Consider the following 24,690-nt stretch of genomic DNA (forward strand, 5'->3'; position numbering starts at 1 on the left):
GAAACATGGGCAAGGCGGGTATGAGCATGCGGCGCGTCGTGGTTACGGGCATGGGGGCGGTTTCGGCGATCGGAGCCAATGTTGGGGAATTCGCCGAGGCCCTGCGCCAGGGGCGGAGTGGGATCGGTCCGATCGAAGCCATCTCCACCGACCGGCTGACCGTCAAGATCGCCGCCGAAGTGAAGGGCTTCGATCCCAAGGCCCATTTCACCTCTGACAAGCTGGCGATGCTCGATCGCTTCGCCCAGCTCGCCCTGGTCGCCGCCCGCGAGGCGATGGCCGATAGCGCGTTGACCATCGACGAGGATCTGGCGCCGCGCTGCGCCTGCATCATTGGCAGCGGTGGCAGCGGTCTGATCACCCTCGAAGAGGGCTACCGCCGCCTCTATGAAGAGGGCAAGCACCGGGTGCCGCCCTTTACCGTGCCCAAATACATGAACAATTCGGCGACCAGTCAGGTGACTATGGAATTCGGGCTGAAGGGCCCGGCTTTCTCGGTATCGAGCGCCTGCGCCACCGCCACCCATTCCATCGGCCTCGGCTTTCACATGGTGCGGTCGGGCATGGCCGATGTCGCCGTGGTCGGCGGCGCCGACGCCCTGATCACCATGGGCCATATCAAGGCCTGGGAAGCCCTGCGCGTCGTCGCCAAGGATACCTGCCGGCCCTTCTGCAAGGATCGCAGCGGCATGGTCCTGGCCGAAGGCGCGGCGGTTTTCGTGCTGGAAACCCTGGAAAGCGCCCAGAAGCGCGGGGCGACCATCCATGCCGAAATGGCTGGATTTGGCATGACCGCCGATGCCGGCGATCTGCTCAGCCCCTCGGTCGACGGGGCGAGCCGCGCCGTTCGCATGGCTTTGGCCGATGGCGGCTTGGCCCCGGAAGACATCGCCTATGTGAACGCCCATGGAACCGGAACGGTGGCCAATGACGCGACCGAAACCAAATGCCTGCACGAGGTTTTCGGCGACCATGCCCACAAGCTGATGATTTCGGCGACGAAATCGTTCCACGGTCATTCGCTGGGGGCGTCTGGCGCGGTGGAACTGGTGGCGACGATTCTGGCGTTGCGCGATGGCCTGATCGCTCCGACGCTGAATTTCACCGAGCCCGATCCCGAATGCGATCTGGACTACGTGCCCAATGTGGCTCGTCAGGTCACGGTTGACGCGGGGATTTCCAACAGCTTCGCCTTCGGTGGCCTGAACGCGGTGCTGGCCCTGCGGCGGTTCGTCGGCTGACGGAGATCGGTTCTTGGCTCCGCTACCGGTAACCCCCCGTATCCTCGTCAGCGGTTGTCTGCTGGGCGAGCCCATCCGTTATAACGCGACCGCCAAGCCGGTCCTTCACCCACTGCTGGAAACATGGCGGGCCGAAGGGCGGCTGGTGCCGCTTTGCCCGGAAATCCTGGCCGGCTTTTCGACCCCGCGGCCACCGGCCGAGATCGCCGAAGCGCGAACCGGCGAGGATGTGCTTGATGGCTTCGGCCGGGTTTGTGACAACCGGGGCATCGACATCACCGATCAATACCTGCTGGGCGCCCGCCGCGCCGCCGATCTGGCCCGCGAGCAGGGCTGCCGCTTCGCCTTGCTCAGCAACCGCAGCCCGTCTTGCGGGGTGCGGCTGATCTATGACGGATCGTTCGCCGGCACCTTGCACGAGGGCCGCGGCGTCACCGCCGCCCTGCTGCGCCGCGAAGGGCTGGCGGTCTTCACCGAAGACGAGGTCGCCGATCTCGCCCTCGCCCTGACCACAGCCTGGTAGGGGGCGGTCGGCGCGGCGATAGCGCGGAAAAGGCGACACCGGCTTTCCGCCCCATCCCCGCTCTAAACGTTTGAGAGGGGAGCAAATCATCGTCGCGCTCTGCTCTCTTCTTTGGATCGAAGGTCGACCCTTCGATCCAAAGACAGCCGTTCCAGAAAGGCCTCGTCGTGACTGACCACCAGCAGGGCCCCGTCATAGGCGGAGAGCGCCGCTTCCAGGGCCTCGATCCCCTCCAGATCAAGATGGTTGGTCGGCTCATCCAGCATAAGAAGTCCCGGTGGTTGCGCCCGACCCAAGGTGCAGGCAAGGCCCGCGCGCAGTTTTTGGCCGCCGCTGAGCGTGCCCACCGTTTGCAGGGCGTCCCCGGCGCGAAACTGGAAGCGGGCCAAGGCGGCGCGACACTGGTTCTCGTCAGCTTGAGGGTTCAGGCGCAGAAAATTATTGCGAATGGAAAGGCCGGGATCGAGCAATCCGACCTGCTGATCCAAAAGGGCATGGGGAACATAAAGGTCGATCCTGCCCCGCTGCGCGCGCAGTTTACCGGTGATCAGCCAAAGAAGGGTTGTCTTGCCACAGCCATTGGGGCCGGTGAAGGCGATCCGCTCGGGGCCGGTGAGGGTTAAGGACAGGTTGCCGATCACTGGCCGGTCCGCATCATATCCGCCGGTTACGCCTTCAAGTCTCGCCACCAGCTTATCGGCCGGGAGATGCGTCGAGGGAATATCCATGCGGATCGGTTGCAATACCTCGATCCGCGCCCGTGCGGCGGCAAGGTCGGCCTGCGCCTCCTTGCGCCGGGCTTCGCGCAGGCGGGCATTGGCGCCGCCCGAGGTCTCGGCCCGCTCTTTTGCCCGATCAAGCAGGATTTTCGGCTGATCGTTGCGGGCCCGGGTTTTGCGCCCGGCGCTGTCTCGGCGGGCCTTGCGCTCGGCGGCCTGTTGCGCGCGCCGGTCACTTTCGGCCTGACGTTTCGCCGCATGGGCCACATCCTCGGCGGCCGTCTGAAGCTCTTCGGCCCTGCGCAGCCGATAGCGGCTGTAATTCCCGGCGTAGAAAGTGGCCCCCAGGGTGGTGAGGTCCACAATGCCATCGATTTCTTCCAGCACCTCGCGGTCATGGCTGACGACGATCGCCCCTCCCCGCCAGCCCTTGATAAGGTCGATCACGGCCCGCCGGCCGCTGCGATCGAGAGTATTCGTCGGTTCATCAAGCAGCAGGAAATCGGGCGCGGAGAAGATCAGGGCGGCGAGCCCGGCGCGGGTACGCTGTCCGCCGGAGAGGGCGCAAAGCGGGGTTTGGAGATCAGCCTCGATGCCAAAGCGCGACAGGGCGCTTTCGATCCGGGCGGGAAGCGTCCAATCCGCCTCGGCCAGTTCCGTGGCGGTGGCCTGTCCGATTTCGGCGCGGTCGAGCAGGGCAAGCGCGGGCGCCGCGTCGAACAGATCGGCAAGGGTATCCTTGGGGGTGGACGACACATCCTGACGCAGCCAGCCCAGGGTTCCCGTCACCTGAATCGTGCCGGCCTGTGGCGCCAACGCCCCCTGGATCAACCGCAGCAAGGTCGTTTTGCCGGTGCCGTTGCGCCCGACAAGGCCGATCCGCTCCGGTCCGAAGGTAAGAGTCAGATTGGTGAAAAGCGCGGTGCCGTCAGGCGTGGACCAGCCAAGATTGGCAAGAGCAATGGATGCGGACATGGGGCGAGACTTCTCGTTGCAGTGCGGGACGGGCGAAAGCAGCGAGGGGGAAATCCATGTCTGAAAAAGCTCCTGTCAGCTCGGGATCATTTCTCAAGGTAAGGAAAGCGCGAGCGAAAGGCGAGCTCTTTGGGCCGGTTCTCTAGAACCGCACGCGGAGCAGGGCGACGCCAAAGCCCATGAAAATGCCGCCGGTCAGGCGATTGAAGGCGCGCTTCAAGGCCGGGCGGATCAGATAGCCCGCCAATTTCTGGCCACCCATGCCGTAAATGGCATACCAGAACAGCTCGACGGCGGCGAAGGTCACGATCAGCACGGCGAATTGCGGGATCTGCGGGGCGCTCTGGCTAACGAATTGCGGCAGGAAGGCGGCGGCGAACAAGATCGCCTTGGGATTGCTGATGCCGATCAGGAAGCCGCCGCGAAACAAGGCCCAGGCCGAAATCGATACCGGCAAAGCCGGGAGCGCCGGGTCAACGGCCGCCTCCTCGCCGCGCCACGCCTTCACGCCCAGATAAACCAGATAGGCGACGCCGACGTAGCGCAGGGCTTCGAAAAGCCCGGGGGCGGCGATCAGCACGGCGCTTAAGCCGGTGGCCGAGGCCAGAAGAATGGTCATCAGCGCGCTCAGGCAGCCGAGCATCGCCGGGATGCTGCGCCGCGCGCCAAATTTAACGCTGCGCGTCAGCACATGGAGCATATTGGGCCCGGGCGTTCCCGCCAGCACGAAGACGGCCGCGCAAAACAGCCCCCAGGTTTCAATCGTCATCTCATCACACCAAAAAACACTGCGGACGGGGGCCCGGAGAACGGCGGGGGCCCCCGCTTGGGATGGTCGCGGTTTGTTTTACCCCAAAGTCAGCAGAACCTGACCTTCGGACACCGTGGTGCCGACGGCGACGGCGATGGCGGTGACCTGACCGGCCCGGGTGGCGGCGATCGGGGTGTTCATCTTCATCGCCTCGAGAACCACCAGCACATCGCCGATGGCGACGCTTTGGCCGTTGGCGACGGCGAGCTTCACCACCGTGCCGGCCAGTGGGCTGACCACCGCGCCTTCGCCGACGGGCAGCGCCGGGGCGGCGGGTGCGGGGGGCGGGGCGGCCGGGCGGGGCGTCGCCGGGGCGGGCGGACGGGCGCTCGCGCTCGGCGCGGCCGCGAGGGGGGCGGTCGCCCCTTCGGGGGCGTCGAGCTCTTCCACCGTCACGTCGTAGGCGGTGCCTTCCACGGTGATCCGCAGGCGTTTCATCATGTCCGTCCTCTCAGAATATCTGGTGTCTGACCGCCCAGGGTCGGGCGTGTCGGCCCCCAGTTGGTGCGGATACGGTGGGCACTGAAGGTTTCGATGCGTCCTTCCTGCGGCCAGTCGGCGATCTTATGGGCCGGAGCGATGACGCGGGAAATACGATAGGGACGGTCCATCAGCGCGGCCACCGCCGCGCCGATAACCGCCAGATGGGCGGCGGGAATGCCCGCCACCGCGCTATTGGGCGCCGCCATCGCCGCCTCTGGCCGGGCTTGCGGCGCGGCGGTGGGCGGCGGGGCGGCGGCGGGGGCGAAGGCGCGCTCCGACCAGCCGCTGACCATCCACAAGACGACCAGCGGAACCACGGTGACGATGGCGATGACCACGGTAACGGTCAGGATCTCGATCATGGGCCGATCTCCTTACAAGGGAATATTGCCGTGCTTCTTCGGTGGCCGGGTCTCGCGCTTGGACAGCAGGCCGCGCAGGGTCAGGGCCACGGCACTGCGGGTCTGGCGCGGCTGGATGATGTCGCTGACGAACAGCATGCCCGCCGACAGATAGGGCGAGGCGAATTCGGCGCGGTAGTCATCGGCCAGTTCCCGGGCCCGCGCCTGCCGATCCTCGGCCTGGGCCAGTTCCTTGTTGTAAAGGATGCTGACCGCGCCCTCGGCGCCCATCACGGCGATTTCGGCGCTGGGCCAGGCGAGCACCCGGTCGGCCCCCATGTCCTGGCTGCACATGGCGAGATAGGCGCCGCCATAGGCCTTGCGCAGAATGACCGTGATCTTGGGCACGGTGGCCGAGGCATAGGCGAACAGCATCTTGGCGCCATGGCGGATGATGCCGCGGCGTTCCTCCATCACCCCGGGCAGGAAGCCCGGAACATCGACCAGGGTGACCAGGGGGATGTTGAAGATGTTGCAGAACCGCACGAAGCGGGCGGCCTTGTCGCTGGCGTCGATATCAAGCGTGCCGGCCTTGACCAGGGGCTGGTTGGCGACATAGCCGACCACCACGCCGCCGATGCGGCCAAAGCCGATGACGATATTGGCGGCGAAGTCCGCCATCACCTCCATGAAATCGCCGCCGTCGGACAGCCGCAAGATCACCTCGCGGACATCGAAGGGGGTCTTGGAATCGGCGGGCAGCAGGTCGTCGAAGCCCGGATCGTCATCGATCGACAGATCGGGCTCGATGGTATGGGGCGGGTCGGACATGTTGTTCGACGGCAGGAACGACAACAGGCGGTGGGCGATGGCCACGGCGTGATCGTCGGATTCGGCGATGAAATGGATATTGCCCGAGACCGAGGCGTGAACCTGGGCGCTGCCGATCTCGTCGACCGTGGTGCTCTGGCCGGTGACGGCGCGGATGACCTCGGGACCGCAGATGAACATCTGGGCGTTCTCGCGGGTCATGATGACGAAATCCATCAGGGCCGGCGAATAGGCCGCGCCGCCGGCGCAGGGCCCGGCGATGACGGCGATCTGCGGCACCACGCCCGAAAGCTGGACATTGCGGTAGAAGACCTGACCATAGGCCGACAGCGCGCCCACGCCTTCTTGAATGCGCGCCCCTCCCGAATCCTGGAAGCCGACCACCGGAATGCCGGCCTTCACCGCGTGATCAAGGGTATGGCAGATCTTGCGGGCGTGGATCTCGCCCAGCGAACCGCCGGCGACGGTGAAATCCTGGCTGAAGCCGGCGACCGGCCGGCCATCGACGAAGCCGGTGCCCACGATCACGCCGTCGGCGGGGATCGGCTTGTTTTCCATGCCGAAGTGACGGGTGTTATGAAGGGCGTGGAGGCCGAATTCCTGGAAGGTTCCCGGCGAATAAAGCGCCATCAGGCGTTCGCGGGCCGTCAGGCGGCCCTTGGCGTGACGCGCGGCGGCCTTGTCGGCGCCGCCCCCTTCCAGCGCGATGGCGCGCCGCTTCTCCAGCTCGTCGACGAGCGTCTTGGAAATCGCCATGTTCGACCCGTTCTTGTTTGACCGCCCCTGAGCGGAGAGACGGCGTTCCTCTGGGAAGGATGGAAAGCCTGCCAGCGGGGTCGGGCGGTCCGCAAGGGAAAGAATGGTGTAAGGGCGCGGGACCGGACCGGGGGAAAAGGCGATGGCAGGCGGGTTGCAGGCGGGCCGGCGAAACCACCGGAACCATTCCCAGGCTCGCCTCCGCCGCCGTCTTTGACAAGCCCAAAAAAAGAAAAGGCGCCTTTCCGTCAAGGCGCCCTTTCAAAAGGGTGGTCAACCCCTCTCCGCTTGGGGCGGAAAACGGCTTAAGGCGCGAATTCCAGGATCTTCTGATCGACCGACAGGCTGTCGCCGGGCTTGGAATGAACCTTGGCGATCACGCCGTCATGCTGGGCCTTGAGGATGTTCTCCATCTTCATGGCCTCGATCACCGCCAGGGTCTCGCCGGCCTTGACCTCGTGGCCCTCTTCGACCGCCAGCGATACCAGCAGGCCGGGCATCGGCGACAGCAGGTAAAGCGACATATCGGGCGGCTCTTTTTTGAGCATCAGCGAGGCGTAATGGGCGGTTTCCGGGGTCAGCACCAGGGCCGAGGCCTGGGTGCCGGCGTGGTGCAGGCGATAGCCCACGCCCTCGCGCTCGATCTGCACGCAGACCTCGCGGCCGTCGATGGCGCAGCGGAACAGCGAATGGCCGAATTTCCAGTCGTGATACACATTGACCGGACCATGCTCGAGCACCACCTCGTGGCCGCCGTCGATCGAGCGGACATTGACCAGATGGTTGGTGCCGTTCAGCCGCACCACCCAATCGTGCTTGAGCTTCTTTTCGTGGCCCCTGATCTGGCCGGTGATATTGGCGTTGCGGTCCGATCCCTTCTGGTGGACGGTGGCGGCCACGGCGATCAGGATCGACGGATCCTCGGGCGGCAGATCCGAGGCGTTGAAGCCGTTGGCGTATTCCTCGGCGATGAAATTGGTGGTCAGCCGCCCCTCGACGAAGCGCTCGCGCGACAACAGCGAGGCGAGGAAGGGGATGTTATGGGCGACGCCGCGGATGAGGAAGGCGTCAAGGGCGTTGCGCATGCGGTGGATGGCCTCGGCGCGGTCGGCGCCATGGGTGACCAGCTTGGCGATCATCGGATCGTAATACATGCTGATCTCGCCGCCGTTCTCGACGCCGGTATCAACGCGCACCTGACCCTCGATCTCCTCGGGCGGCGCGTATTGCACCAGACGACCGATCGAGGGCAGGAAGTTGCGATAGGGATCCTCGGCATAGATCCGGCATTCCATCGCCCAGCCGTCGATGCCGATGTCCTCCTGGCGCAGCGTCAGCTTTTCGCCCGCCGCGATGCGGATCATCCATTCGACCAGATCCAGGCCGGTGATCATTTCGGTCACCGGATGCTCGACCTGAAGGCGGGTGTTCATTTCCAGGAAGTAGAAATTGCGCGCGGCGTCGACGATGAATTCGATGGTGCCGGCGCTTTTGTAATCGACCACCTTGGCCAGGGCCACCGCCTGCTCGCCCATGGCCTTGCGGACCTCGGGGGTGAGGAAGGGCGAGGGCGCCTCTTCGACCACTTTCTGATTGCGGCGCTGGATCGAGCATTCGCGCTCGTTGACGTAAAGATAGGTCTCGCCGTCGGCCAGGATCTGGATTTCGATGTGGCGCGGCTGCTCGATGAACTTCTCGATGAACACCCGGTCGTCGCCGAAGCTCGATTTGGCTTCGTTGGTGGCCGAGACGAAGCCCTCGCGGGCCTCTTCGACCGACCATGCGACGCGCATGCCCTTGCCGCCGCCGCCGGCCGAGGCCTTGATCATCACCGGGAAGCCGATCTCGGAGGCGATGCGGGCCGCCTCCTCGGCGTCCTTGATCACGCCCATATAGCCCGGAACCGTGCTGACCCCGGCCTTGGCCGCCAGCTTCTTCGATTCGATCTTGTCGCCCATCGCCTGGATGGCCAGGGCATCGGGACCAATGAAGGCAATGCCCTCCTTGGCCAGGGCGATCTGGAAGGCCTTGTTTTCCGACAGGAAACCATAGCCGGGATGGACAGCCTGGGCGCCGGTGCGCTTGCAGGCTTCGACGATGCGCTCGATGACCAGATAGGACTGGGCCGAGGCCGAGCCGCCGATATGGACCTTTTCATCGGCCATGTCGGTATGGACGGCGTTGCGGTCGGCGTCGCTGTAAACCGACACCGTCTTGATGCCCATCTTGCGGGCGGTCTTGATAACGCGGCAGGCGATTTCGCCGCGGTTTGCGATCAGGATCTTATCGAACATCTCATGCCCCGATGTCTGCGGTCGTTGGTGGAGGACTCCCGGCGGCCATCCCGTCAGAGCGGGATGTTGCCGTGCTTGCGCCAGGGATTCTCCAGCGTTTTGTTGCGCAGCATGGCCAGCGCCCGGCTGATCCGCTTGCGCGTGCCATGGGGCATGATGACCTCGTCAATGAACCCCCGCGAGCCGGCGACGAAGGGATTGGCGAAGAGTTCGCGGTATTCCTCGGTGCGATCGGCGATCTTGGCGGGATCATCCATGTCTTGACGGAAGATGATCTCGACGGCGCCCTTGGGGCCCATCACGGCGATTTCGGCGGTCGGCCAAGCATAGTTGATATCGCCGCGCAGGTGCTTGGAGCTCATCACGTCATAGGCGCCGCCATAGGCCTTGCGGGTGATCAGCGTGACCTTGGGCACGGTCGCCTCGGCGAAGGCGTAAAGCAGCTTGGCGCCATGCTTGATGATGCCGCCGTATTCCTGGCTGGTGCCGGGCAGGAAGCCCGGAACGTCGACGAAGGTGACGATGGGAATGTTGAAGGCGTCGCAGAAGCGCACGAAGCGCGCTGCCTTGCAGGCGCTGGCGATATCCAGGCAGCCGGCCAGCACCATCGGCTGATTGGCGACGAAGCCGACGGTCGAGCCCTCAAGCCGGCCAAAGCCGGTAATGATATTGCCGGCGTATTTGGGAGCGATCTCGAAGAAGTCGCCTTCGTCGACGACCTTGGTGATCAGCTCCTTCATGTCGTAGGGCTTGTTGGGATTGTCGGGGATCAGGGTGTCGAGCGAGAAATCATAGCGGTCCCACGGATCGTCGGTGGGGCGGACCGGCGGCTTCTCGCGGTTCGACGACGGCAGGAAATCGATGAAGCGGCGAAGCTGCAGCAGGGCCTCCACGTCGTTCTCGAACGACAGGTCGGCCACGCCGGATTTGGTGGTATGGCTGATGGCGCCGCCCAGTTCCTCGGCCGTCACCTGCTCGTGGGTCACCGTCTTGACCACCTCGGGACCAGTGACGAACATATAGGCGCTGTCTTCGACCATGAAGATGAAGTCGGTCATCGCCGGCGAATAGACCGCGCCACCGGCGCAGGGGCCCATGATCAGCGAAATCTGCGGGATGACGCCCGACGACAGAACATTGCGCTGGAAGACCTCGGCATAGCCGGCCAGGCTGGCCACACCTTCTTGAATGCGCGCCCCGCCGGAATCATTGAGCCCGATCACCGGGGCGCCGACCTTCAGCGCCTGATCCATGATCTTGCAGATCTTGGCGGCGTGGGTCTCCGACAGCGATCCGCCCAGCACGGTGAAATCCTGGCTGAAAACGAAGACCAGCCGGCCGTTGACGGTCCCGTGACCGGTGACCACCCCGTCGCCGGGGATCTTGCTGTCGGCCATGCCGAAGTCGTGGCAGCGGTGCTCCACGAACATGTCCCACTCTTCAAAAGAGCCGGAATCAAGCAGCAGGTCGATGCGTTCGCGCGCGATCAGCTTGCCTTTCTTATGCTGGCTGTCGATGCGGCGTTGTCCCCCGCCCAGGCGGGCCGCGGCGCGCTTGGCGTCAAGTTGGCGGATGATCTCGTGCATACGGGTCTTCCTGTATTGGATCCGTTACCCAAAGGCGGCGCCGGACGGGTGTTGCCCCGGTTTTCGGGGACCGTCCGTTATTTTTTTAAAAAAGACGCGCCGTCTTCCCTCTTGTCCTTCTTCCCTCGCCCCGGGAGTCCACGACGCCCGACCGCGCGTCCCACCCGGAAGGGAAGGGCTCGCCACGGTGATGTCAGGAACGATCGTCTTGAGACCGGATGCAGATTTCTACCTTGAAATCAGACCGTTAAGCGAAAACCGGGACCGGTTTGGCAGGCTTTGCGGTGCGGGGGCGCCGGGCAGCCAACCCCTGTTCCCAGGGCTGACGGAAGCGAGTGCAGTATAACTACCGCCAGACGGGCAAACCAGTCCTTCCTATCGGCCCTTTCCATCTTCATGGTGTGGACTTTCCATTTATTACCCGATCTTCCACTCCTCCCGCCGCCCTTGGCGCGGTCTAAGCATGCCTGCCCCTTCCCTTTTCGGGCCTGAACCTCGCTTGCCTCGACGAGTTCGGATCGCCTAGGATAAGAGCTTGCGCGCCGTTGCCCGTTTCGTCGTCGACCGCAAAAGCTGAAGCCCCCCGGGGGTGTTTCCCCCCGTCAAGGGACGGTTTTCATACGAGGAGAATTCCGCCGTGACATCGAGACCGATAACGCCGCTTTTGGACACGATCCGCGGTCCTTCGGACACACGGGGTCTTTCGGTGGCGCAGCTGGAGCAGCTGGCGCGCGAAGTGCGGGCGGAAATGATCGATGCGGTCTCGGTGACCGGCGGTCATCTGGGCTCGGGGCTTGGGGTGGTCGAGCTGACGGTGGCCCTCCATCACGTGTTCGACACCCCCGACGACCGCATCATCTGGGATGTCGGCCATCAGTGCTATCCCCACAAGATCCTGACCGGGCGGCGCGATCGCATCCGCACCCTGCGCCAGGGCGGCGGGCTGTCGGGCTTCACCCTGCGCGAGGAAAGCCCCTATGACCCCTTCGGCGCCGGGCATTCCTCGACCTCGATCTCGGCGGGTCTGGGCATGGCCATCGGCTCGGCCCTGGCCGGCGACGCCCGCGACGTGGTGGCGGTGATCGGCGACGGCTCGATGAGCGCGGGCATGGCCTATGAGGCGATGAACAATGCCGGGGCGGCCAAATCGCGGCTGATCGTCATCCTCAACGACAACGACATGTCGATCGCCCCGCCGGTGGGGGCGATGAGCGCCTATCTGTCGCGGCTGCTCAGTTCGAAAAGCTGGCTGTCGATCCGCACCCTGGCCAAGGAGATCGTCGCCCGCCTGCCCGACGCCCTGGAGCGCACGGCCAAGCGGGCCGAGGAATACGCCCGCGGCATGGTGACGGGCGGCGGCACGCTGTTCGAGGAGCTGGGCTTTTATTACGTCGGGCCGATCGACGGCCATCGCATGGACCATCTGGTGCCGGTGCTGCGCAACGTGCGCGAGGCCGGGCGCGATGGTCCGGTGCTGATCCACGTGGTGACGCAAAAGGGCAAGGGCTATGCCCCGGCCGAGAACGCGCCCGACAAATACCACGGCGTGTCGCGCTTCAACGTGGTGACCGGGGTTCAGGAAAAGGCCAAGCCGCAGGCGCCGTCCTATACGGCGGTGTTTGGCAAGCAGCTGGTGGCGGCGGCGGCCAAGGACCATCGGATCGTCGGGGTGACGGCGGCGATGCCCGGCGGCACCGGCCTTGACAAGCTGGCCACGGCCTATCCGCAGCGCTGCTTCGATGTCGGCATCGCCGAACAGCACGCCGTGACCTTCGCCGCCGGTCTGGCCTGCGAGGGGCTGAAGCCCTTCGTCGCCCTCTATTCCAGCTTTTTGCAGCGCGGCTATGATCAGGTGGTCCACGACGTGGTCTTGCAGAAGCTGCCGGTGCGCTTCGCCATCGACCGCGCCGGGTTCGTCGGCGCCGACGGGGCGACCCATGGCGGCGTCTTCGACATGGCCTTCCTCGGCTGCCTGCCCAATCTGGTGGTGATGTGCGCCGCCGACGAGGCCGAGCTGGCGCGCATGGTGGTGACGGCGGCCGGCCATGACAGCGGCCCGATCGCCCTGCGCTATCCGCGCGGCGAGGGCGTGGGGGTGGAGATCCCCGAGGATCCCCAACCTTTGGCGATCGGCAAGGGCCGCATCGTGCGCGAGGGCAAGGGCGTGGCCCTGCTATCGATCGGCACCCGGCTGCAGTCGTGCCTGGAGGCTTGCGAGATCCTGGCGGCGCGCGGCCTGACGCCGACGGTGGCCGACGCCCGCTTCCTCAAGCCCTTCGACGAGGAACTGGTGGCCGATCTCGCCGCCCGCCACGAGGTGCTGATCGTCGTCGAGGAAGGCGCGATCGGCGGCTTCGGCGCCCATGTCGCCACTTGGCTGACCAACCAGGGCCTGCTCGACGGCGGCCTCAAGCTGCGCGCCCTGCATATCCCCGACCGCTTCTTCGAGCACGACGCGCCCGAGGTCCAATGCGCCAAGGCCGGCATCGACGCCCAGGCCATCACCACCGCCGTCCTCGACGCCCTCAAGCTTGAAACCAGCGCCACCATCGACGCCGGCGCCCTGAAGGCGTAAAAATCACCCTTCGCTGTATTCATTAAGAAAAGGGCCGCATCCCGGGGATGCGGCCCTTTTCCAATTCAAGAAGGCTAAAACGCCTTACTGGGGATCGTCGACGTGGGAGAAGTAATCGATATTGGCTTCTTCCGAGTCGGGGGTCTCGATGTTTTTGACCTTCGCCCGGCGCATCTGGGTGTAGAGGCTGCGCATCGTGGCGTAATAGTCGAGAGAGGTCTCGCGCAACGAGTCCATCTCGTTCACATGACCGCCGTATTCATTGGAGAAGGTACCATACATGCGGCCGGCGCTGATCGCCGTGGTGCCGACCCAGAATAGCGGATCGGTGACCGTATCGACGCCCCGGCCGATGCCGTCGCGCGGGTTGGACGGGCCCAGCAGCGGCAGGACGAGATAGGGGCTGTCGCCGACGCCGTAGGTGCCCAGGGTCTGGCCGAAATCCTCGTCGTGCTTGGCCATGCCATAGTCTTCGGCGACATCGATCAAGCCGAGGACGCCCGTGGTGGAATTGATGGCGAAGCGCTTGGTGGTGGTCCAGGCCCGGTCGAATTCGCCCTGAAGCAGGTCGTTGACCAGGATCACCGGCGAGGTGAGGTTGTGAAGGAAGTTGTCGACGGTATCCTTGCCTTCCTGCGGCAGCACCATATAGGGCGCGATCCACGGACGGGCGAAGGTATAGACAACGTCATTGACGGAAAAGACGTAGCGATTCCACGGTTCGAGAGGATCGCTGACGGCGCCTTCCTGCCCCGCGTTGATCTGGGTCTTGCCCTGCTGCGCCGGCTGGGCCTGGGCAAGCTGGGACGAGGGGGCGAATTGGGCGTCGGTGGTCGGTTCGGCGGCGGCGAACTGCACGGCCCCTTTGTCGACCGAGGCGGCATTGGCGGAGGATGACTCGTCAACGCCGGCGCAGGCGGTCAGGGACATCAGGGCAAGCACTGTCACGCCCCCCATCGAACGGCCCCCGAGGCGGTGCGTGATGTCTTTGATCGGGTCGGTCATAGGGCTTCCATTCGAAAGAGGTATGGCGGTAAACAGACGGACAACTAAAAAAAGCGGCGAAAAAATGCGGATACGCCGAAACGGAAACGGGGCCAAAACGGCTTCGCCGGCCAAGATCGGCGCTGCTGGCACAAAAGAGCGCCTCGACTCGGCGGTTCGTTCGGAACGGCCCCGAATTTGCCTGTTGGACGCTGGGGTTGTTACGGCAGTCCCTTGGCGACATTTACGCTTTTCCCCAGATTGGAGCAATAGCGATGCGGATAGGTGTGGGAAAGACGGCGCATCTGTTGCCAAAATGCCGCCCTAATCCCTTCCTACCGTTGCGCACCCGGGCCTATCCCGCCCCCCCTCGCAGAAGGCGCCCTTTATGAGTGTTCATCCCGGTCGTTCGCCCTTTTCGCTGGTCGTCTTTCCGCTGATCTTTGGGGTGCTGCTGGTCTTTAGCCAGGCGGTTCGAGCCGATGAGACGCCGAGCCAGCGCATCGAGGCCTACCACGGAACGCTTTTGCAAGTGATGAAGGAGGCCAAGACGCTTGGGGTGGCGGGGCGATTCGATCGCATCGATCCGGCCGCGCGCGCCACCTTCGATTTCGATCGGATGGCGGCGCTGGTCGCCGGACCGTCCTGGCGCGACGCCTCGGCGGCGGCCCGGGCGCGCTTGACCGAGGCCTTCACCCGCATGAGCGTGATGACCTATGCCAAGCGCTTCACCGGCTATTCCGACGAGCGCTTCGAAACCCTGGGCGAGGAGCCGGGGCCGCGCGGCACCACCTTGGTGCGCACCCACATCGTCTCGTCGTCGATGGAAGCCGTCGATCTGATCTATGTCATGGTCGGCGGCAAGGGGGCGCCCTGGCGAGTGGTCGATATCCTGCTCAAGGGCAGCATCAGCGAACTGGCGGTCCGCCGCTCGGAATACGCCGCCCTGCTGTCCTCGGGTGGCGTCGACGCCCTGTCCCAAGCCCTGGAAACCCAGACCGCCGCCCTTCTCAAGGCCGGCGGCTGATCGGGGTCAGGCCCCCACGCGCCGGCTTGCGCCGTCGCCAGGGGACCGAGTTCAGAGCGACGGCTTGCGCCGTCGCCAGGGGACCGAGTTCAGAGCGCCGGCTGACGCCGTCGCCAGGAGGCCGAGTTCAGAGCGACGGCTGGCGCCGTCGCCAGGAGGCCGAGTTCAGAGCGACGGCTGGCGCCGTCGCTCGGGCCAAAGCGCCACCAGGGCCGGCAGGAAGGCCAGGGTGCAGAGCAGGCTGAGGCCAAGGGCGATGGTCAGCAAGATGCCCATGCTGGCCGTGCCCGGATGGCTTGACAGCGCGATCGATCCGAAAGAGGCGATGGTGGTGAAGGCGCTGAACATCACCGCCCGCGGCGTGCTGCTGGCCAGGGCCGTTCCCGAATCGCGCTCCTCGCGGGTGCGTTCGACCACATAGATCCCCCCCGAGACGCCCAGCCCGACCAGCAGCGGCAGGACGATGACATTGGCGAAGTTGAAGGCTTGACCGGCCAGCACCGAGGCGCCGATGGTCAGCGTCCCGGCCAGGATGACCGGCGCGAAGATCAGGACGACGGCGCGGCCCGAGCGCAGGCTGATCGCCAGCATGATGGCGATCAGCACCGCCGAGATCGCCGCGGCTTCAACAAAGGCGCCCATCACCGTGCGCCCGGCTTCGATGATCAGCACCGGGGCGCCGGTGGCGTCGGGGGCCACCGTGCGCACGGCTTCGACGAACCGGGCCAGGGTGGCGTAATCGCGTGCGGTGGCGCGGGGGAAAACCTCCAGCCGCGCCCGACCGTCGGCGGCCATGTAGCGCCGGCGCAGTTCGGGTGGGATATCGTCGGCGCTGACCGGCTGGGCGTTCAGGCCATCGCGGAACAGGGCCAACTGGTGGGCGAGGCCGTCAAGCAGGCGGTCGTCAAGGGCGCGCAGCAAGGCGGTGTCATTGGGCAGCGACGACAGCGCCGCCGCCAGCCGCCCGGCCGCCGTGGCCAGCGGGCCGCTGCCCTGCGAGGTCTGGGCCAGCCGGCGGGCCAAATGGTCGCGGGCGGCGGCGAGATCGGGCGCGCTCGGCGGGTCGCGCGGGTCGACCGACAGCGAGGGGCCGAGGACGAAGGCCAGATCATCGATCACCGCCAGCTTGGCGTCCTGATCGGCGGGCACCAGGGCGGGCAGCGAGGCGACGCCGCGCACCTCGGGCAGGGCCTTGAGCGCCTCGGTCAGCACCGCCGCTTGGCTGGCATTGGCGGCCAGGACGTTGATCGAATAGGGGTCGAGCCCGGGGTCGCCCATGATGTCAAGCAAGGTCGCCACCGATTCCGTGCGCGGATCCTTGAGATTGAGCGGATCGAAATCGAAGCGGGCCCGGGGCAGCAAGGCCAGGGCGCCGATCGCCAGCACGACGAAGAGGCCGAGCACGACGCGCGGATGGCGGCGCGGCACCTGGGCCAGACCGCTGGTCGGCCGGCTTTCGGACCGCCAGTTGCCCCGGGGCTTGGCCGGCATCAGGGTCATCAACGAGGCCAGGGTCGACTGATTGATCAGCAGGGCGATGAACATGCCCACACCCGAGATCAGGCCCAACTGGGCCAGCCCCAGGTAATCGGTGGGCAGGAAGGCGAAGAAGGCGAAGGCGGCGGCGAGGGCGACCAGGAACTGGGACCGTCCGGCGCCGCGCGCCGCGCCCTCCAGGGCCAGACCGTTTTCCAGCCCGCGATCGCGGCCCTCGCGGTAGCGCAGCCCGAAATGGATGCCGAAATCGACCGACAGGCCGATGAACAGCACGGCGAAGGCCACCGAGATCAGATTGAGGGTACCCACCGCCGCCGCGGCGAACCCGATGGTCATCAGCAAGCCGGCGCCCATGGTCATCAGCGTGGCGAAGATCAGCCGCCCCGAGCCTAAGCCGACGGCGAGGATGATGGCGACCAGGACCGTGGTGACCAGCCCGGCGCGGTCCATGCCGGTGCTGACGCTGGCCAGCTCTTCCTGATCAAGGGCGGCGGGGCCGGTGATGCGCAGTGTGATGCCCGCCGCCGCCCGCAGATCGCGGCTTTCGGCTACGGCGCGAATGGCGTTCATCGCCCCGGCCGCCGGCGCCAGCGAACTGTGATCGAGCACGGGTTTGACCAGCACGAAGCGCCGGCCCGGCGTGCCGGTGACGGCGGGCGCCCCCAGCACGCTCGACCAAGCCATATGGGCCGAGGTTCCCCGCGCCGTGGCGGCGGTGACCTCGGCCATGGCATCGAGGATGGGGGCGAGGGCGAAGCCTTCCCCGGGCTTTTGCTTCGATAGCGCGTCCGCCCCTTGGCCCAAGGCCAGATCCATCATCGCCGCCAGTCCGCGCAACGACGGGTCAGCCCACAGGCCGGCGATGAAGGGCTGCGCCCGCACCAGGGTGGTCGAAAGCTTGTCGAGTTGATCAAGCGGCAGGTAGAGCAGGCCGTTCTGGCGGAAGAACGGCAGGCCGGCGATGTCGACGCTATCAAGAATGACGTCGCGGCGCAGGGCCAACCCCTCGACCAGGGCATGGGCGCCGCGATCGGCCAGTTCCGGCGTCTGGCCGTCGATCACCACCACCAGCCCGCCGCCGAGATCGGGAAAGGCTTGCGAGAAGCGGGCCTGATCGCGCTGGAACGGCAGGTCGGGCGACAGCATGGCCGAGGTGTCGGTGCTCATCCCCAGCCGGGTCGCCGCCGCCCATCCCGACAGCGCCATCAGCAAAACCGTGATCGCCAGCACCGTCCACGGTCGGCGATGGGCGAAGCCCACCCAGGCCACGGTTGCCCGGGTGATGATGTCGTTACGCGCCGGCGGGGGGACCTGGGCGGGGGGCTGGGAAGCGGTCATCGGAAATCCTGGAGGGTCAAACGCGGAACGGAAACAAAGGCCCGGGGACAGCCTCAACGGGGATCGAGAAAGCCATTGGCGCGGAACCAGACGAGGGCGTCGGCCAGGGCCTGTTCGGCCGGTCGCGGGGCATAACCAAGCGCCGTTCTGGCCTTGGCCGACGAGAAGAACATGTGCTTGCGCGCCATGCGCAGGCCATCAAGGGTGACGAAAGGCTCGGTCTCGGAGCGCCGCAGCCGGGCCAGGGTTTCCACCGCCCAGGCCAAGGGTACGATCAGCCCGTGGGGCAGGCTGACCCGGGGGGGCTTGCCGCCGGTCAGCCGGGCGATGGTGAACAAGATGTCGCGCAGGCTCATGTCCTCGCCGCCCAGAATATAGCGTTCGCCGATCTCTCCGCGATCAAAAGCCAGCAGATGGCCTTCCGCCACGTCCTCGACATGGGCGACGTTGAGGCCGGTATCGACATAGGCCGGCATCTTGCCCAGCGCCGCTTCGACGATCATCCGCCCGGTCGGTGTCGGTTTTATGTCGCGCGGACCGATCGGCGTCGAGGGATTGACGATGACCACCGGCGCGCCTTCGTTGGTGATCAGCCGCTGCACCGCCCGCTCGGCCTCGAACTTCGACAGCTTATAAGGGCCGATCATGTCGGAGGCCAGGGTGGGCGTGGTCTCATCGGCCGGGGTGCCATCGGCCTTGGGTTTGATCACGGCGACGCTGCTGGTATAGACGATGCGTTTCGCCCCGGCCTCGGCGGCGGCGCGGATGACGGCGACCGAGCCCTCGACATTGGCGCGAAACATCGCCGGAGGGTCAAGCGTCCACAGCCGGTAGTCGGCGGCGACGTGGTACAGCGCGTCCACCCCGCGGGCGGCGGCCCTCAGCGAGGCCGTGTCGGTCAGATCGCCGATCACCGTTTCAAGGGGCAGTCCTTCAAGGTTACGCCTGGGCGAGGTGTCGCGCACCAGGGCGCGCACGTTTTGCCCCCGGGCGAGAAGGGCGCGCACGACGGCGGCGCCGACGAAACCCGATGCTCCGGTCACGAGGACTGTCATGGTCAAATCCGGTTCTTTTGCGCAAAAGGGGAGACGAAAGGAAAGGTCCCGCGCCGTGCCGGGGCGGAAGACCGGGGTGGGGACCATAGCATCGGCCGGGCGGGGCGTATAGGATGGCGCGCCCGCTCGGCGCGGTCGAAACGGTCCGTCCGGGCAAAGGCCCAGGGAGGGATGCGCTCCCAAGACCCAACGAAGATTGGGGTTTCCCTGCCATTGCGTTCCCCCGCCCAAACCCCTTATTGTGCATCGCGGCCCGGCTGGCCGGCGCGGTTCCCAAGGAATCGCCCCTCCCGGCCTTTGGGGCCGGCTTCGATCGCGATCTCCCAACCTTGATTGGGCCCCCTGGGGGGTGCCCCCTGTCGGGGATCGGCGCCCTGGGACCCCCCTGCGGTCCGGGGAAAGCCTTGTGCAACCCGAGCGTCCAGACGAAGGAACCAGCGACGTGAGCGACGAGAAGCCCATCCGCGTCATCCTGGCCAATCCACGCGGTTTTTGTGCCGGTGTCACCCGGGCCATCGAGATCGTCGATAAGTGCCTGGAGCTTTACGGGCCGCCGGTCTATGTCCGCCACGAGATCGTCCACAACAAGCATGTGGTCGACAGCCTGCGGGCGCGCGGCGCGGTTTTCGTCGACGAGCTCGATGAAGTGCCCCATGGCGCGGTCACCGTGTTCAGCGCCCACGGCGTGTCCAAGGCGGTGATCAACGACGCCAAGCAGCGCCAGTTGCCGGTGGTCGACGCCACCTGTCCGCTGGTGTCGAAGGTCCATAAGGAAGGCCAGAACCACGCCGCGCGCGGCCGCGAGGTCGTTCTGATCGGCCATGCCGGCCATCCCGAGGTCGAGGGCACCCAGGGCCAGATCCCCGGCGGCGTCTATCTGGTGAGCGCCGCTTCCGATGTGGATGGCTTGGTGGTGCGCGATCCCGAGAATCTGGCCTATGTCACCCAGACCACGCTGTCGGTCGACGATACCCGCGAAGTGATCGAAGCCCTGAAGCTGCGCTTTCCCGCCATCGTCGGTCCCGATGTCAAAGACATCTGCTATGCCACCCAGAACCGCCAGTCGGCGGTGCGCGAGATCGCCCGCGAGGCCGATCTGCTGCTGGTCGTCGGCTCGCGCAATTCCTCCAATTCCAACCGGCTGCGCGAGATCGGCGCCGAAATGGGCAAGCCGTCGTTCCTGATCGCCGATGCCGAAGCCCTGCGCCCGGAATGGATGGAGGGCGTGGCCACCGTCGCCGTCACCGCCGGCGCCTCGGCCCCCGAGGCCCTGGTTCAGGGGTTGATCGACCGCTTGGGGGACTTCGGCCGGGTCGAGGTGATCGAACAGGCCGGGGTGGAGGAACACACCCAGTTCAAGCTGCCCCGCATCCTGCAGGACGGCGAACGCATAAAGGCCGACGAAAGCGTCGCCTAGGGCAAATCCCCGAGCATTCTTTAACCAGAGTGCGCCGGCGATTTGCTTGACCATCAAGATTTTAGAGCAGGAAGCGCGGACCAGATTTCGCGCTCCCTGCCCTAGGGCGCGGGCCCGCAGCCGGGCCCCGGCGGACGGCGGCTTTTGTTTTCCGTTCGCCACCCAGGAAAGAGCCGCCGTCCTCCAGCCAAGGCCGGAGCACGGGGCGTGTAACAGGATTGTTCCCGAAGGCGCGGATGCCGGCGGGCGAAGGTATAAGGATATCGTCGTGGGCGTTCCCCTCATTCAGCAGATCCGCATCGGCGCCTATCTGATGCGCCAGAGGATTTCGGGCAATCAGCGCTATCCGCTGGTGCTGATGCTCGAGCCGCTGTTTCGCTGCAATCTCGCCTGCGCGGGCTGTGGCAAGATCGATTACCCCGACAGCATCCTCAACCGTCGCCTTAGCCTTGAGGATTGCCTGGGCGCTTCGGATGAATGCGGCGCGCCGATCGTGTCGATCGCCGGCGGCGAGCCCTTGCTCCACCGCGACATCGTGCCGATCGTCGAGGGGCTGACGGCGCGCAAGCGGTTCGTTTATTTGTGCACCAACGCCCTTCTGCTGAAGAAGCGGATGGACGACTTCAAGCCCTCGCCCTATCTGACCTTCTCGATCCATCTTGATGGCGACCGCGAGCATCACGACAAGGCGGTGAGCCAGGAGGGGGTCTTCGACAAAGCGGTCGAGGCGATCAAGCTGGCGCGCGAGAAGGGCTTCCGCGTGACCTGCAACACCACGCTGTTCGAAGGCGTGCCGCCCGAGCGCATCGCCAAATTCATCAGCTATGCCAGCAACGAGCTTGGCGTCGAAGGGGTGACGGTCGCCGCCGGTTTCGCTTATGAGCGGGCGCCGCTGAAAGACGTGTTCCTCGGCCGGCAGAAGACCAAGCAGCTGTTCCGCGACCTGTTCAAGCTGCGCGACAAGTCCTGGCGCTTCAACCAGTCCAGCCTCTATCTCGATTTCCTGGCCGGCAATCAGACCTACCACTGCACGCCCTGGGGCAACCCGACGCGCAACGTCTTCGGCTGGCAGCGGCCCTGCTATCTGCTGAACGAAGGCACGGTGGGCAGCTTCCGCGAGTTGATGGAGACCACCGATTGGGACTCCTATGGCACCGGGCGTTACGAGAAATGCGCCAACTGCATGATGCACTGCGGCTATGAGCCGACGGCGGTGGCCGATACGGTGGCCCATCCGCTGAAGGCGCTGGCCGTGGCCCTGCGCGGCGTGCGCACCGAGGGGCCGATGGCCCCCGAGATTTCCTTCGAAGGTCAGCGCCCGGCCGAATACGTCTTTGAAAGCGTCGTCAAGGCCGAGCTGGAAAAGGCTCCCCCGGCGACCGCCAAAAAGGCCAAGGCGGCGGCCGAGGCCCAGTCGTCAGCGGCCGAGTAAATCGAGAAGCGGTCCGCAGGCTACCCGGCCCAGGGTATGACGGGCCCGGGCGGCGCTGCGGGCCAAAGTGATCAGGGCCGGCAGCCGCCAGGGCGCCAGGGCCAGGGCCAGCAGAATGGGCGCCACCACCGTGGCGCCCTTTTCGTTGATGCCCTTCATCGCCCAGCGCGGCACGCTGCGATCGGCCGGGTCGGCGATCACCCGCACCGCGAGGAAAGGCAGCCCGGCGTCGAGGGCGATTTCGGCTACCCGGTGGCTTTCCATATCCACCGCCGCCGCTCCGCTCAGTTGGGCCACCCGGGCTTTTTCGGCGGGGCTGAGCAAGGGCAGGTCCGAGCCGACCAGCGGGCCGGCGTGAACGGGCAGGCCGGCGCGCTCACAGGCGGCCAGCAGCCGGCGGCGCAGCGTCGAATCGACGGGCAGGGGTGGTTGATCGCCGATCAGGCGGATTTCTTCGGGAATGATCAAGGTGCCGGGGGGCAGGGCCGGATCCAGGCCGCCGGCGGTGCCGAAGCTGACGAGAACCGAACAGCCGCGCTCCATCAGACGCCAGCTTGCCCGGGCGGCGGCGGCCGGGCCGGGACCGGCGCACAGCGGGATCAGCCGGGGCGAGGCCTTGGCCGGCACCAGGGCGGCCTCCAGGGCCAGCCCGGTGACAAGGCCCACCGAGCGCAGGGCGGGAACGGTGGGGGAGGACATCTGCTCGACGGTCATTCCTCCCCCCTTTTTTGTCCGGGTGATCCCCGGAGCGGGGATCACATGCCGTGGATGGTCCGCTTGCAGTTGCCGCTGGTCAGGTTGCGATAGCGCGCCAGGGCCCAGAGCGGGAAGTAAGCCGAGTAGCCATGATAGCGCAGGTAGAAGATCCGGGGGAAGCCCACCGCGTTATAAAGCTCTTCTTCCCATTTGCCGCCGTCGCGCGGCGCCTCGAGCAGATAGCGGATGCCGCGTTCGACCTCGGGGCTGTCGACTTCGCCGGCCGCCATCAGGCCAAGCACCGCCCAGGCGGTTTGACTGGGCGTGCTGGCCTTGCTGACCGAGCGCCGCTCCTTCCAATAGGTGGCGCAATCCTCGCCCCAGCCGCCGTCGTCGCGCTGGCGGCTTTTCAGCCAATCCACCGCCTTACAGATGCGCGGGTCGGTCATGTCCCACTCGACGGCGTTGAAGGCGTTGAGGGCCGACCACGTTCCATAGATGTAATTGGTGCCCCAACGGCCGAACCACGAGCCGTCGGCCTCCTGTTCGCGCCACAAATAATCCAGACCGCGTGCCACCACCGGATCGGTCTTGGGCCGGCCAAGCTGGGCCAGCATGCCCAGGCAGCGGGCCGAGACGTCGACGGTCGGCGGATCAAGCAGGGCGCCGTGATCGGCGAAGGGAACATGGTTGAGGAAGTCGTGTTCGTTCTCGGCGTCGAAGGCGCCCCAGCCGCCGTTGGACGACTGCATGCCGATGATCCATTCCTCGGCCCGGGCGATGGCCTCGCGGTTGGCCTCGTCTTCCTTCGAACGCGCCAAGGCCATCACCACCACGGCCGTATCGTCGACATCGGGGTAATGGGGGTTGTTGTACTGGAAGGCCCAGCCGCCCGGGCGCAGATGGCCGCGGTTGCTTTTCCAGTCGCCGACCACGTCAAGCACCTGACGCTCGCGCAGCCAGGCGTTGGACTGGTCCACCGCCCGGTCGCCGGCGCTCTGCCCGGCTTCCTGGATGGCGTGGCTGGCAAGGCAGGTGTCCCAGACCGGCGACAGGCAGGGCTGAACGTATTCGCCCTTGGCATGGGGGGTGCAAAGGCCGTCCACCGCCTCGCGGGCGATGCGATAGCCCGGATGGTCCTTGGCGTAGCCCAGGGTGTGATAGGCCATCAGGGTATTGGCGATGGCCGGATAGATGCCGCCCAGGCCATCGCGGCCGTTCAGCCGCTCTTCGATGAAATCGAGCGCCCATTTCTCGGCGCGATCGCGGAAGGCCCAATGGATCGCCGGCTCGATGACCCGCAGCACCTTGTCGATCTGGATCAGCGCATCGCCGATCCAATGGCCGGTGGGGTTCTTCAGCCAGTCGCGGATGACCTCGGGGTCGCGGCGGAACAGCTCGCGCACGCCGATGCCGCGCGGATTGACGGCGCGGGCGCGGCGCGAATAGAGGATCATCAGCGGCGTCATCACCGTGCGCGACCAGTAGCTGACCTTGCTCCAGTGGAAGGGGGCGAATCGCGGCAACAGAAGCGCTTCGACCGGCGTCACCGGGCAGGCGCGCCAGGGAACCTGATCGAACATCGCCAGGGTGAAGCGAGTGAAGACGTTGGTCCGCTCGGCGCCGCCGTGCTCGAGAATCGCCTGACGGGCGCGCACCATATGGGGCTCGTCAACGCCATCGCCCGTCAGCTTCAGGGCGTAATAGGCTTTGACGGTGGCCGACATGTCGAAATCGCCGTCGTGGAACAACGGCCAGCCGCCATGCTTGCCCTGGATGGCGCGCAGATAGCTGGCGATGCGGGCTTCGCGCGCATCGTCGATCTCGTCAAGGAAATGGTTGAGCAGAATATATTCCGCAGGGATGGTTGCATCGGCCTCCAGCTCGAAGACCCAATGGCCGTCCTGATTCTGGCGCTCGCCAAGCCAGCGGCAGGATTCGCCGATGACATCGTCAAGTTCCCGCCGATCGACGGAACAGTTTTCCGCGCTCGGCGCGCCGGGATCCCGAAGGGGTGCGGTCGCGTCCATGGTCGCATTCACTCTTCATTGGTGTTCATATAAAGGAAACCTTTGCCCGTAAGGCGCGATCTCCTCGGTTGAATGTCTT

General features: G+C 65.9%; 18 protein-coding genes. 6 read left to right on the forward strand and 12 right to left on the reverse strand.

Going from position 1 to position 24,690, the window contains the following annotated elements; genetic code table 11:
- The first annotated feature begins 20 nt into the window (after nt 1-20).
- Both RRU_RS00230 and RRU_RS00235 read left to right on the forward strand, forming a co-directional pair.
- Nucleotides 21-1,241: a beta-ketoacyl-[acyl-carrier-protein] synthase family protein gene (locus RRU_RS00230; protein ID WP_237703809.1), complete on the forward strand. Its 1,221-nt coding sequence runs from the start codon at nt 21-23 to the stop codon at nt 1,239-1,241.
- Nucleotides 1,242-1,254: 13 nt separating this feature from the next.
- A complete protein-coding gene (locus RRU_RS00235; RefSeq protein WP_011387807.1) occupies nt 1,255-1,764 on the forward strand; it encodes a DUF523 domain-containing protein in 510 nt (169 codons plus the stop codon).
- 86 nt (nt 1,765-1,850) lie between these two features.
- Here the strand turns inward: RRU_RS00235 and RRU_RS00240 are convergent, their stop codons facing one another.
- The 7 genes from RRU_RS00240 to RRU_RS00270 form a co-directional block, all read right to left on the reverse strand.
- Entirely contained in the window at nt 1,851-3,458 is a 1,608-nt protein-coding gene (locus RRU_RS00240) for an ABC-F family ATP-binding cassette domain-containing protein (protein ID WP_011387808.1), read from the reverse strand.
- A 142-nt stretch (nt 3,459-3,600) separates the two neighbouring features.
- Entirely contained in the window at nt 3,601-4,227 is a 627-nt protein-coding gene (locus RRU_RS00245) for a LysE family translocator (protein WP_011387809.1), read from the reverse strand.
- A gap of 78 nt (nt 4,228-4,305) precedes the next feature.
- Nucleotides 4,306-4,710: a biotin/lipoyl-containing protein gene (locus tag RRU_RS00250; protein ID WP_011387810.1), complete on the reverse strand. Its 405-nt coding sequence runs from the start codon at nt 4,708-4,710 to the stop codon at nt 4,306-4,308.
- Nucleotides 4,707-5,114: a hypothetical protein gene (locus tag RRU_RS00255; protein ID WP_011387811.1), complete on the reverse strand. Its 408-nt coding sequence runs from the start codon at nt 5,112-5,114 to the stop codon at nt 4,707-4,709. Before RRU_RS00255 ends, RRU_RS00250 begins: the two co-directional genes overlap by 4 nt.
- A 12-nt stretch (nt 5,115-5,126) precedes the next feature.
- Nucleotides 5,127-6,680, reverse strand: a complete 1,554-nt coding sequence (locus RRU_RS00260) for an acyl-CoA carboxylase subunit beta (RefSeq protein WP_011387812.1) — start codon at nt 6,678-6,680, stop codon at nt 5,127-5,129.
- 305 nt (nt 6,681-6,985) lie between these two features.
- The gene (locus RRU_RS00265; RefSeq protein WP_011387813.1) at nt 6,986-8,974 is read right to left on the reverse strand and encodes an acetyl-CoA carboxylase biotin carboxylase subunit; all 1,989 of its coding nucleotides are present in this window, start codon (nt 8,972-8,974) and stop codon (nt 6,986-6,988) included.
- A 53-nt stretch (nt 8,975-9,027) separates the two neighbouring features.
- Nucleotides 9,028-10,560, reverse strand: a complete 1,533-nt coding sequence (locus tag RRU_RS00270) for an acyl-CoA carboxylase subunit beta (RefSeq protein WP_011387814.1) — start codon at nt 10,558-10,560, stop codon at nt 9,028-9,030.
- 637 nt (nt 10,561-11,197) lie between these two features.
- On the opposite strand from RRU_RS00270, the gene dxs reads away from it, so the two are divergent.
- A complete protein-coding gene (gene dxs / locus RRU_RS00275; protein WP_011387815.1) occupies nt 11,198-13,135 on the forward strand; it encodes a 1-deoxy-D-xylulose-5-phosphate synthase in 1,938 nt (645 codons plus the stop codon).
- Nucleotides 13,136-13,219: 84 nt separating this feature from the next.
- On the opposite strand, the gene RRU_RS00280 is transcribed toward dxs, so the two are convergent.
- Nucleotides 13,220-14,092: an MlaA family lipoprotein gene (locus RRU_RS00280; protein WP_011387816.1), complete on the reverse strand. Its 873-nt coding sequence runs from the start codon at nt 14,090-14,092 to the stop codon at nt 13,220-13,222.
- Between the two features lie 415 nt (nt 14,093-14,507).
- On the opposite strand from RRU_RS00280, the gene RRU_RS00285 reads away from it, so the two are divergent.
- The gene (locus tag RRU_RS00285; protein WP_011387817.1) at nt 14,508-15,146 is read left to right on the forward strand and encodes an HpnM family protein; all 639 of its coding nucleotides are present in this window, start codon (nt 14,508-14,510) and stop codon (nt 15,144-15,146) included.
- Between the two features lie 165 nt (nt 15,147-15,311).
- Here RRU_RS00285 and RRU_RS00290 read toward each other — a convergent pair whose 3' ends face one another.
- Together RRU_RS00290 and hpnA are read right to left on the reverse strand one after the other, a co-directional pair.
- On the reverse strand, nt 15,312-17,981 hold the full coding sequence (locus tag RRU_RS00290) for an MMPL family transporter (protein WP_011387818.1): 2,670 nt from the start codon (nt 17,979-17,981) through the stop codon (nt 15,312-15,314).
- Between the two features lie 53 nt (nt 17,982-18,034).
- Nucleotides 18,035-19,036 (reverse strand): hopanoid-associated sugar epimerase, encoded by a 1,002-nt coding sequence (hpnA, locus tag RRU_RS00295; protein ID WP_011387819.1) that lies wholly within the window; start codon nt 19,034-19,036, stop codon nt 18,035-18,037.
- Between the two features lie 442 nt (nt 19,037-19,478).
- Here hpnA and ispH point away from each other — a divergent pair, with 442 nt between their 5' ends.
- Together ispH and hpnH are read left to right on the forward strand one after the other, a co-directional pair.
- Entirely contained in the window at nt 19,479-20,453 is a 975-nt protein-coding gene (ispH, locus tag RRU_RS00300) for a 4-hydroxy-3-methylbut-2-enyl diphosphate reductase (RefSeq protein WP_014625862.1), read from the forward strand.
- Nucleotides 20,454-20,721: 268 nt separating this feature from the next.
- Nucleotides 20,722-21,885: an adenosyl-hopene transferase HpnH gene (hpnH, locus tag RRU_RS00305; RefSeq protein ID WP_011387821.1), complete on the forward strand. Its 1,164-nt coding sequence runs from the start codon at nt 20,722-20,724 to the stop codon at nt 21,883-21,885.
- On the opposite strand, the gene RRU_RS00310 is transcribed toward hpnH, so the two are convergent.
- Complete coding sequence (locus RRU_RS00310; protein ID WP_011387822.1) at nt 21,871-22,599, reverse strand: purine phosphorylase; 729 nt, start codon at nt 22,597-22,599, stop codon at nt 21,871-21,873. The two genes, hpnH and RRU_RS00310, sit on opposite strands and share 15 nt — an antisense overlap.
- Nucleotides 22,600-22,640: 41 nt before the next feature.
- Nucleotides 22,641-24,611 carry a squalene--hopene cyclase gene (gene shc / locus RRU_RS00315; protein WP_011387823.1) on the reverse strand — a complete coding sequence of 657 codons (1,971 nt, stop codon included), beginning with the start codon at nt 24,609-24,611 and terminating at the stop codon, nt 22,641-22,643.
- Nucleotides 24,612-24,690: the final 79 nt, after the last annotated feature.

The organism is Rhodospirillum rubrum ATCC 11170 (genome assembly GCF_000013085.1).
Taxonomy (GTDB): Bacteria; Pseudomonadota; Alphaproteobacteria; order Rhodospirillales; family Rhodospirillaceae; genus Rhodospirillum; species Rhodospirillum rubrum.

Coding starts and splice junctions, on each gene's coding strand:
- RRU_RS00310 (WP_011387822.1), bottom strand. CDS start 22,599: ATGACCGTCGAGCAGATGTCCTCCCCCACCGTTCCCGCCCTGCGCTCG.
- RRU_RS00270 (WP_011387814.1), bottom strand. CDS start 10,560: ATGCACGAGATCATCCGCCAACTTGACGCCAAGCGCGCCGCGGCCCGC.
- RRU_RS00265 (WP_011387813.1), bottom strand. CDS start 8,974: ATGTTCGATAAGATCCTGATCGCAAACCGCGGCGAAATCGCCTGCCGC.
- RRU_RS00245 (WP_011387809.1), bottom strand. CDS start 4,227: ATGACGATTGAAACCTGGGGGCTGTTTTGCGCGGCCGTCTTCGTGCTG.
- shc (WP_011387823.1), bottom strand. CDS start 24,611: ATGGACGCGACCGCACCCCTTCGGGATCCCGGCGCGCCGAGCGCGGAA.
- RRU_RS00290 (WP_011387818.1), bottom strand. CDS start 17,981: ATGACCGCTTCCCAGCCCCCCGCCCAGGTCCCCCCGCCGGCGCGTAAC.
- RRU_RS00260 (WP_011387812.1), bottom strand. CDS start 6,680: ATGGCGATTTCCAAGACGCTCGTCGACGAGCTGGAGAAGCGGCGCGCC.
- RRU_RS00280 (WP_011387816.1), bottom strand. CDS start 14,092: ATGGGGGGCGTGACAGTGCTTGCCCTGATGTCCCTGACCGCCTGCGCC.
- RRU_RS00240 (WP_011387808.1), bottom strand. CDS start 3,458: ATGTCCGCATCCATTGCTCTTGCCAATCTTGGCTGGTCCACGCCTGAC.
- RRU_RS00250 (WP_011387810.1), bottom strand. CDS start 4,710: ATGATGAAACGCCTGCGGATCACCGTGGAAGGCACCGCCTACGACGTG.
- hpnA (WP_011387819.1), bottom strand. CDS start 19,036: ATGACAGTCCTCGTGACCGGAGCATCGGGTTTCGTCGGCGCCGCCGTC.
- RRU_RS00230 (WP_237703809.1), top strand. CDS start 21: ATGAGCATGCGGCGCGTCGTGGTTACGGGCATGGGGGCGGTTTCGGCG.
- RRU_RS00285 (WP_011387817.1), top strand. CDS start 14,508: ATGAGTGTTCATCCCGGTCGTTCGCCCTTTTCGCTGGTCGTCTTTCCG.
- RRU_RS00255 (WP_011387811.1), bottom strand. CDS start 5,114: ATGATCGAGATCCTGACCGTTACCGTGGTCATCGCCATCGTCACCGTG.